The 11,315-nt window shown below is 46.5% G+C and carries 12 protein-coding genes; 5 read left to right on the top strand and 7 right to left on the bottom strand.

Annotated elements, in window-relative coordinates:
• The 4 genes from Q0C19_RS07840 to Q0C19_RS07855 form a co-directional block, all read right to left on the bottom strand.
• Nucleotides 1-276, bottom strand: a 276-nt coding sequence (locus Q0C19_RS07840; RefSeq protein WP_295054827.1) for a sulfite exporter TauE/SafE family protein, incomplete at its 3' end; no start/stop codon positions are given.
• A gap of 3 nt (nt 277-279) precedes the next feature.
• Nucleotides 280-1,281, bottom strand: coding sequence for a 4Fe-4S binding protein (locus tag Q0C19_RS07845; protein ID WP_295054829.1), 1,002 nt, complete (start codon nt 1,279-1,281; stop codon nt 280-282).
• Nucleotides 1,274-2,089 carry a hypothetical protein gene (locus Q0C19_RS07850; protein ID WP_295054830.1) on the bottom strand — a complete coding sequence of 272 codons (816 nt, stop codon included), beginning with the start codon at nt 2,087-2,089 and terminating at the stop codon, nt 1,274-1,276. Before Q0C19_RS07850 ends, Q0C19_RS07845 begins: the two co-directional genes overlap by 8 nt.
• A 9-nt stretch (nt 2,090-2,098) precedes the next feature.
• Nucleotides 2,099-4,303, bottom strand: coding sequence for a TonB-dependent receptor (locus Q0C19_RS07855; RefSeq protein WP_295054833.1), 2,205 nt, complete (start codon nt 4,301-4,303; stop codon nt 2,099-2,101).
• A gap of 169 nt (nt 4,304-4,472) precedes the next feature.
• On the opposite strand from Q0C19_RS07855, the gene arsC reads away from it, so the two are divergent.
• From arsC to Q0C19_RS07875, 4 genes are all read left to right on the top strand, one after another.
• On the top strand, nt 4,473-4,820 hold the full coding sequence (arsC, locus tag Q0C19_RS07860; protein WP_366823081.1) for an arsenate reductase (glutaredoxin): 348 nt from the start codon (nt 4,473-4,475) through the stop codon (nt 4,818-4,820).
• An 86-nt stretch (nt 4,821-4,906) separates the two neighbouring features.
• On the top strand, nt 4,907-5,905 hold the full coding sequence (locus Q0C19_RS07865; RefSeq protein WP_295054836.1) for a FecR family protein: 999 nt from the start codon (nt 4,907-4,909) through the stop codon (nt 5,903-5,905).
• Nucleotides 5,902-7,023, top strand: a complete 1,122-nt coding sequence (locus Q0C19_RS07870; protein ID WP_295054839.1) for a hypothetical protein — start codon at nt 5,902-5,904, stop codon at nt 7,021-7,023. The genes Q0C19_RS07865 and Q0C19_RS07870 overlap by 4 nt, the downstream gene beginning before the upstream one ends.
• Nucleotides 7,020-8,060: a thioredoxin domain-containing protein gene (locus Q0C19_RS07875; protein ID WP_295054841.1), complete on the top strand. Its 1,041-nt coding sequence runs from the start codon at nt 7,020-7,022 to the stop codon at nt 8,058-8,060. The genes Q0C19_RS07870 and Q0C19_RS07875 overlap by 4 nt, the downstream gene beginning before the upstream one ends.
• Before the next feature lie 18 nt (nt 8,061-8,078).
• Here the strand turns inward: Q0C19_RS07875 and Q0C19_RS07880 are convergent, their stop codons facing one another.
• The 3 genes from Q0C19_RS07880 to Q0C19_RS07890 all read right to left on the bottom strand — a co-directional run bounded on the left by Q0C19_RS07880 (nt 8,079) and on the right by Q0C19_RS07890 (nt 11,016).
• Entirely contained in the window at nt 8,079-9,722 is a 1,644-nt protein-coding gene (locus Q0C19_RS07880; RefSeq protein WP_295054844.1) for a methyl-accepting chemotaxis protein, read from the bottom strand.
• Between the two features lie 63 nt (nt 9,723-9,785).
• Nucleotides 9,786-10,244: a nucleoside deaminase gene (locus Q0C19_RS07885; RefSeq protein ID WP_295054846.1), complete on the bottom strand. Its 459-nt coding sequence runs from the start codon at nt 10,242-10,244 to the stop codon at nt 9,786-9,788.
• A 4-nt stretch (nt 10,245-10,248) separates the two neighbouring features.
• Nucleotides 10,249-11,016, bottom strand: a complete 768-nt coding sequence (locus Q0C19_RS07890; protein WP_295054847.1) for a M15 family metallopeptidase — start codon at nt 11,014-11,016, stop codon at nt 10,249-10,251.
• Between the two features lie 104 nt (nt 11,017-11,120).
• Between Q0C19_RS07890 and Q0C19_RS07895 the strand changes: the two genes are divergently transcribed.
• Nucleotides 11,121-11,315 (top strand): hypothetical protein (locus Q0C19_RS07895; RefSeq protein ID WP_295054849.1); only part of this gene is annotated, 195 nt, incomplete at its 3' end.

Consider the following 11,315-nt stretch of genomic DNA (forward strand, 5'->3'; position numbering starts at 1 on the left):
AATAAGGGTGACACTTCCTAGCAGATACCCCATTAATATGGTATCGCTGATGAGAGCTTTGATCATGGTCGCACCGAGATAGGATATGAGGGAGAGGGCTGTATAGCCGCTGATACGTCCCAGGCTAACAGGAAGCAAAACTTTGAGACTTTGTTGGCGTGTTGCGCTATTGGCCAACAAAATCGGCGATAGCAGGGGCATGCAGGTGAGCATGCAGGCTGTTGCCCCATAAGAGAGTGCGACAAAAAAAAGAGAAAATAGGGTAAAAGTTTCCACCCTTTATCCTTTCCACCACTTATCGATTTTGGTTCGCTTTTTAAACCCCTCTTTGGAGGATGAGAGGAGTGTGAGCGGGCCATATTTGAAATTCATTACCCCATCGTGCGGACAAAATTCAATGCATCGGCCGCAAAGGGTACAGTCGCTGTGGGTGATATTTTTATTCTCCGCAGAGTCTTGAATCTCGTAAATATCCATCGGACACGCTTTGACACAGTTTCCGCACGATTCACAGCTGGACGATCCTTTTTTGACGAGGCGTAAAAGTCCGATCTTTTTAAACAGTGTTTGCAGCGGGAGCATCGGACAAATGCGGCAAAACGGCTGACGGACAAATAGGGCGAGAGCAATCATTAGCCCGAACAGCAGATCGGCAAGGAGAGAGAGGATAAGGTATCCGTTGTTTGCCTGAGAGAGATAAATTTGCGACATATCACCCGTCATTGCCGTTGTCATAATACGACTCGGACAGATTGAACAATAAGGGTTTCCCCATTCGTGTCCCAAAAAACCGATTCCGGTGAGGAGGGGGAAAATGAGAACTAAAAAGAGGAAAATAAACCATTTGATTGGGCGGACTTTATTGATCGTTTCGCGGTTCAGCGAGATAAGCTGGGTGAGTCCAAGTTTGGTTCCGATCATCGTGATCGTCTCTTGGAAAAATCCGAGAGGACAGAGCCATCCGCAAAACGCTTTGTTAAGGATAAGGATTAAAACGGCAACGGTTCCGACAGTAATCAGTGTCCCCATCAGCGCTTCCATCGCCCCTGCATTTTGTGTAAAGAGGGTAGAAACACGGTGATCCATCTGATGTTGGAGCGGGATCAGTGCACAAAAATCTCCCCCCTTCATATCATAAGCACATGAGAGGGCAGGGAGGTTTTGGGTTAGTTTATCTCCCGTATAAAAGGTAGTAAAAATCATAGCTCCGTAGACAAAAAAGACGAATGCGGTGAGTTGTACAACACGGCGGAGTGCCGTGAGGGTGAGTAATTTATCCATTTTTAGCCCCTTTTTTAATGCGTCGATAGAACACCAATCCCACCAAAAAACCAATAAAGATAGTGATTGCCCCGTAACTTTGGGATTGCCAAAAATCATTAGGGTTGAGTGAATAGGGCATGGTGAGAGTGCTTTTATAGAGGTGCTCACCAAAGCGGTATTGCGTTGATAGGAGAAATTCTGAAGGCTTATTTTCACTGCGTCCTACTTTAACATTTTTAAAATCATTCGGAAGAGTGATCAAAAATGCACCTGTTTTATCGCTCGTATAGGTTTGAACCGGAGTATCATGCGTCTCTAACGTAACGGTGGTATTAATGAGTGGTTTTCCCTTAAAATGGAGGAGAAAACGGTATGACTTTGATGCCGTATAGCGATCATGCTCTCGGTGAAGAGGATCGGGGATAATTTCCAAATCTGTTTTTGGAAGTGCGGTTAGTTTTGTCGGAGAAACTTTGGCCGGACGTCCTTGAAGACTCAGATAGCGGACAGCGCTGTATGTCATATTCATCTCATTGCCCTCGGCTACCATCGCGTAGTATCCACCCATGGATGGTTTAGGGAGGTTTACGGTAGCGGCTTTAAAGGTGAGCGGTTTTTCAGAGAGATCGGGGAGGATGAGGTGTGCCGAGGCGTTTCCTTCCTGATTCATGAGGGCGAACATAGCGCTTTCGCCTTTGCCGTGGCTACCGTGTTTGGCCGCTGTCGCTTTCCCATTATCGCATCCGTGCGGAGCCCAATAAATTGCCCCATCGCCGAAGCCCCAAAGGGCAGCGGCGCAGAAGAGGACTAAAATAATTTTTTTCATACGTTCTCCTTAAAATTTAATTGACAAGCCTGCGGTATAGACGCGTCCCGGATTGACGGTGAGAGAGAGATCTTCTTGATCGAAAATATGATTGTAATCACGGTCATTGCTTGCGCGAGCCGTATTAAAATAGAATTTGTCAAAGACATTGTCGATACGGGCAAAGAGATCAAAGGTGTAATTTCCCAATTTTTCAGTGTGCTTTGCCAGAAGGTTTACGACTTCGTATCCCGGCATTTCGAGTTGATTAAGTTCGTCGGCGTAGTAGCTCGATTTTGCCGTTAATTCAGCGCTGAGGAGGGTGGATGGAGTGATATTGTAATTTCCGGTCAGATTGAGTGTATGGGCTGAAGTGCGGGGTACCGTGTTTCCGGTAAGGTCATAATGCACTTGCGTGAAGCCGGGAGCATAAGGGTTTCCCAGCCCAAGATAAAAGTTATCGTATTGTGTAAAATAAGCATCCAAATAGGTGTAGGCCAGATTAAAAGAGAAGGTTTTTTTCGTATCGCTTTGGAGGGAGAATTCAAACCCTTTGCTGCGCATCCCGCCGATATTTTGATACTGCTGGGGATGGGTCGTCGTTCCCGATGCATATTGCCCGACTGAGGACATAATAAAGTCTTTGCGATCCAGCCAAAAGAGGGTCGCTTCATAGGTTAAAGTGTTCTCCATTGCAGGAAAAGTACCTCGAATGCCCAGGTCATAGTTGATCGATTCTTCGGGGTTGAGATCGGGATTATTCAGTGTTTTGGTTGTGGCAGTCGGTGAACTGTCACCGACGAAAAGCTGCTCGATTGAAGGGGCACGGAATCCGGTTGAGCGATTCATGAAAAGTGACATAGAATCATTCAGGCTGTAGGTCAGCCCCAGTCGATGAGAGTAGACATCAAAGTTTTTTTGAAGAGATTCATCGGTTAGCTGATCATCGTTATCGAGCCGTATATGATCGTACCGTCCGTTGAGGGTGAGCGTAGTGGCGTCGTTGAGCGGTACTTTGATTTCCACATACGGCGCATATACCTCTTCGGTTGTCTTGTTGTCTCCCGTGATTGTTCCGGCTGAATAAACCGTCGGGGAGAAGGCACTGGTTTTAAAATCGACGAGGTAGGATGTTTTATTCTCATATACATTGTTGCGTATATCGGCACCGAGCATATAGGCAAGCGATTCCCCGCTGCTTCGGTATTCGCCTTTTAGACCGCGCTGCACTTGATGGTAATCGTTGAGGGTCGTATAGGCATCATCGGAAGTGACGACTGCTCCGGTCGAGCTGTATTTTTGCGGAGAGCTTACAAATTTTGTATCGTCTCCGTATTGATAAATATTGACGAGAAGATTGGAGTTGTTTCCGAAATCTTTGGCATAGGTAAGAAACAGCTTGAGTAGATCGACATCGTATAATCGTGAAAAATCCCGTCCTCCGCCATCGATTCCTGTCGAGGTGCTTCTTGGGTCTTCCAGCGCCTGTGTCATCCCTCCGACGGTGCCGTGGGTATCTTTTTCCCGCTTAGAGGCTTCGATACCGAACGTAATGTCGCTGGTGTTGTCAATATAGTATTGAAATTTGCCATTGGCATAACGGGATAAATACTCTGAGTCTGCCCAATATCCGTCACTTTTTCGCTCGCTTATTTGCAGTCTTGCGTTTAAAGAATCGTTAGCGTAAGAGGTTTCCGCCAGAAGTTTTTGGTATCCGAAACTGCCGAATTCCGACGCAAGCATCGATTTGTTTGTTGCCCCTTTTTTGGTGGTGATAATAACAGCACCGGCTAGGGCATCGTCACCGAAGAGGTACGATGCTCCCCCTTTGATCACTTTGATCGAGGCGATATCATCCAGATCAATATTGACGCTTCCGGTCCGCTCAAATACGGGGACACCGTCGATAACAACCGCGACACCCGGTTTCTCTCCCATATATCGCTGGTTTTCAACGCCTCGGATATGGATTTTTAATGTATCGCCTGATTTAATCTCGGTTGTTATTCCCGGAATAGCTTGAAGCACTTGTTGCAGATTTTCGATATGGGACTCATCGACTTTTTGACCGTCTATGGTTGCCGTCGATGAGGCTTCTGTACGAGTGGGGTGGAAACGGTCATCAATGGTGGTAGAATCGATACCGATAATACCGAGATTTTCGGATGCGAAGCCTGAGCTGCTCAAGAGAGCAGAGAGCAAGAGGCTGTGTGTTATTCGGCGGGTATTTACCATCGCACTTCCTTGAAATTTAGGATTAAAAAGTGCGATTATGAAGAAAAAGTGTTACATTAGTGTTAAACAAAAATAATAATAATTAGTTAAGAAAATATAATTCATTCTTGACAATTAGTCCTAACAGAGAGAAGAAAGTTATAATATTCATTAAAAACGGAGAATCTGTATGATAACCATCTGGCATAACCAAAAATGTTCAAAATCACGTGAGGCACTAAATCTGTTGGTGGAGAAAGGCTCAAATATTGAACTCTTCAAATACCTTGACACTCCGCCTTCGCGAGAAGATATCGTTTTGTTATTAGAAAAGCTGGGACTTTCAGCACGGGAGCTGATGCGAACGAAAGAGGAACTGTATAAAGAGCTTGAAGTGGAAAAAATTTCGGATGAAGCAAAACTTATCGATATTTTGGTTGAGTATCCCAAGCTTATCGAACGTCCGATTCTCGTTCAAGAGGGCAAGGCGATAATCGGCCGACCGGTTGAAAAAGTGATTGAATTTTTAACAAAATAATCTGTAAAAGAGTCAACATTATTCAAAGCGATTTGGACTATAATAATCAAAAGAGGGGTTTTGCCTTCCGTCGCGAAAGGGTTGATATGAACAAAAAATGGATAGTCGCTTTATGGGTAACCGTAAGTTTGACGATATCGGGTTTTGGGCAAAGCGAGCAGAGCAAAGATTGGTTATTTACGCAACTGGGGATGGCTTTCAAATTTCAGCAACAGCATGATGAGATGGATGAGAGGATTCGCAAAGCGGATGCAATGATTGCCAAAGCAAACGAGTTAATCCGTCGTGCGCAAGAGACAGGTAATAATGGTGCGGAAGAGATTGCTTCGAAGGCTCGTATGAAAGCGCAAGAGAATAAAGAATTCTGTGAGCACAGAAAAATACAAATCGATAAAAATATCGCTTATGTACGCAACCGTATGGTCGGAGCAACCGGAACCGGTGCCAAAATCGGCGGTATGGTAACGCATTACAGCGGAAGGGTGCGGGTTATATCGGGCAAAGCTCCGTACGACGCGGTTGCAATGGATGGCGAACATCCCGCCTATTTCGAGGAGGGAGATACGATCGAAACTTATGACAACAGCCGCGCCGAGATACAGTTTTTGGACGGCAGAGGAAGTATGAGTATCGGCGAATTCAGCCGCGTGAAAATGGAAAAAAAAGATGCCCTCTCCGAAACGCTTTCTTTGGTCAAAGGGAAAATGTATACCACTGTCGACAAAGCGGAGACATACCAAAAATGGGTTGAACAAAAAGCTGCTGAGGCTGCCGATAATCCTGATGCATTTTTATCCGAGCAATTCGGCAAAATTCGAGCTGAGGTCAAAAAATACAGCAGGAAATTTGAAGTTCGCACCCCTACGGCTATCTGTGCGGTGAGAGGGACGACTTTTTCGATGAGTGCAGATGAGGAGGGGACGACCACGATAGAGCTAATTGAGGGTGAAGTAGAGATAAGCAATCTCAAAACATTGGTACAAACATCGTTGAAGGGGGGTGAGAAAATGACCCTGAACCCCGATGGAAGTATCCGTATTGAACCTCTTGTATTAACGTCAAAATCGTGGTGGGAAAAGCAATGAAAATTGGTTGGTTGTTTTTATGCTTGATATCCGCGGTGATGGTCCATGCGGAGTATCAAATCAAATACAGCAGCAGGATTATCAACTTTACGGGCGGGCCGAGCTTGAGAGGTCATTTCAGCACATTGCAGGAGTGTGAAAACAGACGGCAATCAAGTGCGCAAGAGAGCGGAGATTATGCAAATCTCATGAATAATTCCTCGTGTGTCGGCAGCGAATCCTCCGGAGGAGGATCATCCGGCGGCTATAGCGGTCCGGATGCCTGGAAATATGAACTGATGGGGGGTCTTCTTCAGGGGATGATGCAAGGGTTGATGCAAAATATTTTAGCTCCGGCTGAAGACTCTTCCGCAAATACCTACGAACAAGAAAAGGCACGTCAGGAAGAAGAACAAAAACGGTTGAAACTGCAAGCCGAGTATCGGGAAAAACTGAATCAGCAGATTCAAGCGCTTGAACAGCAATTTGCCGATAGAGACAAGGAGCAGTTTTCGCAGAAAACAAAGACCCTCGCCAATAAGTTTGAATCTCGTTATACCGCAACCGTAGGGAAAGACGAAGGGGTTAAAACTCTCAAACAGCTCAATTGCGCGGCGTATCAAAGTTTGGAATCTGCCAAAGTGCAGATAGGCCATTTTAATCCCAAAGAACTTAATTCCCCAATGGAAGCGATCCGTTCGGGGAGCGATTTCACCCTGTCTCAGACCGCTTCATGCCCTGATATTCCGATCAAAATCCCCGAACCCGGAAAACCGGAACCTCTGAAGTTTCAGCAGGAACTTTATACGTTTATCCTTCATGAAGCCGAAGCGCTCAATACAACATTTTTTGAGATGAAAGAGAAGATCCGCAATGCCGATCGCAACATATCCGCCCTTAAGTCCTCAGTTAATACGTTGGTACATCAGCCAAAGGGTACTTCTGATGCAGACAAAGATTTGGCCGAAGCGAAGAAGCTATTAGAAGATGCGATGGATGAGCGGGGAAAAATTGTTGATGAAATCAATACCAATGTTGCGGAATGGAATAAAAAACTGACGGTTCTGTCCAGCATGCGGCAGCAGTACGATCTTCCTAAACCAAAAGAGAATTTACCCAAAGGGGGAAAAGCGAAATGAGTATTAAACGGCTTATTTTAGGGATGGTTGGAGTTGCCGTGTTTACGCTACTTTACGCAGGGACAGAGATTTCGCAAGAGGCGCAGCACCATCTTAAAACGGGTATCGAGATGATTAAAAATGCCAAAACGCTTGATGATTACGATAGTGCAATTTTGGAGTTTGAGCAGGTTACCCGCTTGGCCCCGGATTATGCGGACGGCTATTACTATCTGGGTGAAACACTGGCCTCGACCAAAGGGAAATCGTTCCGTGCAATGAAAAATCTTACCAAATATTTGGAGCTTTCCCCTTCTGACTCCTCCGACAGAGCGGAAATAAGCGACGAGATCGTTAAGCTAAAAGCGGTACGGGAAAAAGAGCGAAAGACAGAACTTAACGGATTGGAACTGGTTCATTTGGCGGACGGGATTTATGTACGGAATGTGGTAGAGGGATCTTCATTTCTGGGTGGGAGATTGCGAAAAGGGGATAAAATCATCTCTGTCGCGGGACAATCGGTTCAGGGGATGGACATGGATCAATTCTATGAGGTGATCTACAACGCAAAAGAGGAATTGAAAATTAATAGACGGACGCGGGAAGGGCCAAGCTTTATTGTTGAAGTTGTTCGGGCGGCGTATGGGGAGAAGGCGACAGAAACCTACAGTATCAACCTGAACAAAGAGACTTTTTTCAGTGAATTGTATGATCTGGAAGATGATGAATTCGCCGGGGCAGTCGCCGATAATGAAGCGGCATTATTCATATTCTGGAAACCGAAATGCGGTGAATGTTCTCAGACGATTCCGGCAGTGGAAACAATAGCGGTACAACGAAAAGGGCAGATTAAAGCCTATAGCATCAATGTGGCCGAAAACCCTGAAACCGCACAGAAACTGCAAATTCGGAACGTGCCGACGGTTCTTCTTTATGTGAAGGGCAACAGAGTAGAACGTTTGGAGGGGATAGTGACCAAAGAGAGGCTTGGCGACGTACTGAATTCGGCTGTTGGAGCGTTTGTTCCGGCCTCTTCCGCAAAAGCATCCGGACGATAAAGTGATCGGATGGGTCGATTACGTACGGAATTTTTGTAATTGTTGATTGAGATCGGCCGTCGTTCGGTCGATCCCGTTTGCTACATCGGTGATCTCATTGATACTGGAGGTGTTAGTCGCGGCAAGCGTATTCAGTGTGTTGATTTTGGCAGAGATCATTTCCATTCCATTGAGGAGATCCGAGAGATTTCTGTTGGAGAAGCGGACGCTATCAGCGGCTACCGAAATCAAGGAGTATGAGGCTTGAATATTTCGCTGGACCGCATTTGAGTCTTGTGAAACGATTAGGATCGATCCGGCGGATTTATCCATTTTCTGGCTGCTTTCGGTGATGGCTCCTACAATTGTGTTGATCGTATGATTGATTTGCGAGAGGCTCTCTTGGGTACGTTCGGCGAGTTTGCGTACTTCGTCGGCGACTACGGCAAAGCCGCGACCGTGTTCCCCTGCTCTAGCCGCTTCAATAGCGGCATTGAGCGCAAGAAGATTGGTCTGATCGGCGATATCTCCGATGATATTGAGAATCCCTTTGACTTCCTGTGCTTGAGAGGAGAGCTCTTTGAGTTCCCCGGAGAGGAGCTGCTGCGTTTGTGCAACGTTTTGTATGTCGTCATTCATTCGCGATATTTGGGTGCTTGCTTGACTGAGATTGGTGTTGGCTTCGTCTATTTTTTGATTGGTCTCATGTGCCGAAGCAGTGGAAGAGTGGACGATCTCTTGGAGGGAGACAATCTGGGTGTGGGTTTGCGCGATATCCGATGAACTTGTCTCTAGCCGTTGTTTGATAGCTTTTGAGACGAGATTAAGTTCTTGTGCCGAAGCGATACTGTTTTGGGAGGCAGATTTGATACTTCCCACCATAGTGTGAAGTTCCTCCATCGAATCGTTCATATCTTTTGCAGCGACAGCCAGCTCATCATTTCCCTCTGCGCCGATCCGATGGAGCAGATCCCCGCAGCGGAGATGCTGTGCGATTTGAGAGAGGTCGGCAATTTTTTTGAGAAGATCTTTCGTAATGAAATGCAAAATGATGTGGACACTGATCATTCCGGCCGGAAAAATCAAAATAATCAGCATCAAGGTCTGTTTGAACTCTTTTTGGGCGGAGAGATAGAGTTTTTGGGTATTGGTGATTTGGAGTTCAATCAGCTTGTCCAGATGTTCATCGGCAGGCGTAAGCGAGTAGGGGAAATCGCTTTGGAGAAGATCTAAAATTCCCATAATCTGTTTGGATTCGATTGCCTTTTCGAGGAGGACTATCGATCGCTCCGCCCTCTCCATCGCCTCTTTGGCTTCGGGAAGAGCGTGAATCTCTTCGACAGTCATTTTCCCTTGGAGATAGATATTCCATTTCTCTTTCAGGCGTTGATGCGAGAGGGTAATGGTTTTAGACGCCGTGTCAAAATCTCCTACCCCCTCAGAGAGATCGATAGCGTTATGACGGATATCGTTATCGATAATATTTTTGCAGATACGGAGATTTTGGAGCGGGAGAAGGCTTTGGGTATTGATCGTATTTAACGAGGCGTTGGACAAAAACATCCCGAGGATTCCGACCGCCACCGCGACAAGGGCAAAGAGCTGGGTCAATACGACGATAAGGGTGATCTTTTTTCGAATGGAGAGACGGGAAAGAATCGACAGCGATCGATGAGAATTCATAAAGGTACCTTCTGTAAAAGTGCAGAAGTGTAAAATCTTATGGTTACGATAAGGTCACATTAATCAGTAGAGTCTCCGGTCCTTTTTTTCGAGCCATCGGGAAAAGAGTTTTTTCCCTTCTTCCCGATCAAGAGGGTTCAGCGTGATAGCCGTTTCCGGATGAGCGATCATAGTATAAAAGTGCTGATCGTCAAATCCTCCCTGCGCCGCATCTTCCATCGAGGAAGCGTAATAAACGGTCGGAATTCGTGCCCAAAAAATAGCCCCCATGCACATCGGGCAGGGGTAGCACGTTGTGTAGAGGATACACTCCGAGAGATCATGCGTCCCTAATTTTTCGGAAGCTTTGCGAATGGCGTTGATTTCGGCATGGGCGGTCGGATCATTCGTCTCCAGCACTTCATTATGTGCCGTTGCGATGAGTTCGCCGTTGTGGACGATAGCGGCGCCGAAGGGGCCTCCCGCATTTGTCTCCATTGCGTCTAATGCTTCATTGCAAGCAGCAGCCATCCAGGTATTCATAGGGTTATTTCGCTTTTGCTACGCACGAAGGCGCCAAAAGTTCGGGACGGTATTCGAAGTGCATCGTATCGTAGTGGTACCATCGTCCTCCCCAGATAAAGCCGTGTTTCTCAAAAATTCGGACAATAGAGCGGGGCATCGTATTGCGGTATCCGATGTGCGCCGTTTCAGAGGGGGATTCGTCTTTCCAATACTGTGTTTTCGCGGGTGCAAGATCGACTGCGATCCCGAAGCTGTGCATAGAGAGGCGATCGGTGTCTTTGATAACTCGGTAGGCATAGGTGGTTGCCCCCTCGGCCCAAATACGATCACTTTTGGGCAATTTGGCAATCTCCTGGCCGATGGCAAAGAGTTTTTTGTCCACACCGCCGATTTTGGAAACAGGAAGTTTGAGGGAACCTTTCAGCGTCGGCCAAAGAATGGTTACGAGATTCTTTTCGACCGTTTTTTGATCTTTGCCGTAGAGGGCTTGAAAAAACGGCTGATAGCGGAGCCGTCCCGGATCAAATAAATACGCCGGGGGTGTTTCGTTTCCCCCCTCATCGTAGTGTTGAGAGAGTTGTGTGGCAAGATCGGCATTGTTTATTTTATCTTCCCACGTTGATTTGGAGCTATCGTTGCGGTAGGGGAACCGCGTTCCGTCTTTAAGGAGAAGGGTGGTTTCATCGGCAGAGACGATGAGGTCGCCATAACCTTCGATATAGCATTGGGGATTGCCCCAGCTTAGCGAGAAGAGTAAAGACGAAGCGGTAAAAAGGGTGAATGGGCGCATGGTAATCCTCCGATAATAGGTGCTATTTTACCGAATATTTCGGATTCACGATTACTTCACAGCCCTTGGAGATGATAACGCTATCCAAACAGTAGGAGTCCCCTATGAAGAAAGTTCAATCTTGGACGGCAGTTATGGCCGCTTCCGTTATTCTTGGTTCAAGTCTCTATGCCGGCGGACATGAGCGCGGCGGCAGATATGAGTCTGCACATCATATGAAAATGTCCAATGGCCATAATAACGGCAACTGGGCTGTTCCGCTGGTGATCGGAGGGGTTCTCGGATATGTACTCTCAGAG

Origin of the sequence: Sulfuricurvum sp. (genome assembly GCF_023250475.1) — a bacterium.
GTDB lineage: Bacteria > Campylobacterota > Campylobacteria > Campylobacterales > Sulfurimonadaceae > Sulfuricurvum.

What these genes read in the sequence shown, in the direction of transcription:
- Q0C19_RS07845 (WP_295054829.1), bottom strand. Translation starts at nt 1,281, where the DNA reads ATGGATAAATTACTCACCCTCACGGCACTCCGCCGTGTTGTACAACTC.
- Q0C19_RS07865 (WP_295054836.1), top strand. Translation starts at nt 4,907, where the DNA reads ATGAACAAAAAATGGATAGTCGCTTTATGGGTAACCGTAAGTTTGACG.
- Q0C19_RS07880 (WP_295054844.1), bottom strand. Translation starts at nt 9,722, where the DNA reads ATGAATTCTCATCGATCGCTGTCGATTCTTTCCCGTCTCTCCATTCGA.
- Q0C19_RS07890 (WP_295054847.1), bottom strand. Translation starts at nt 11,016, where the DNA reads ATGCGCCCATTCACCCTTTTTACCGCTTCGTCTTTACTCTTCTCGCTA.
- Q0C19_RS07850 (WP_295054830.1), bottom strand. Translation starts at nt 2,089, where the DNA reads ATGAAAAAAATTATTTTAGTCCTCTTCTGCGCCGCTGCCCTTTGGGGC.
- Q0C19_RS07855 (WP_295054833.1), bottom strand. Translation starts at nt 4,303, where the DNA reads ATGGTAAATACCCGCCGAATAACACACAGCCTCTTGCTCTCTGCTCTC.
- Q0C19_RS07885 (WP_295054846.1), bottom strand. Translation starts at nt 10,244, where the DNA reads ATGAATACCTGGATGGCTGCTGCTTGCAATGAAGCATTAGACGCAATG.
- arsC (WP_366823081.1), top strand. Translation starts at nt 4,473, where the DNA reads ATGATAACCATCTGGCATAACCAAAAATGTTCAAAATCACGTGAGGCA.
- Q0C19_RS07870 (WP_295054839.1), top strand. Translation starts at nt 5,902, where the DNA reads ATGAAAATTGGTTGGTTGTTTTTATGCTTGATATCCGCGGTGATGGTC.
- Q0C19_RS07875 (WP_295054841.1), top strand. Translation starts at nt 7,020, where the DNA reads ATGAGTATTAAACGGCTTATTTTAGGGATGGTTGGAGTTGCCGTGTTT.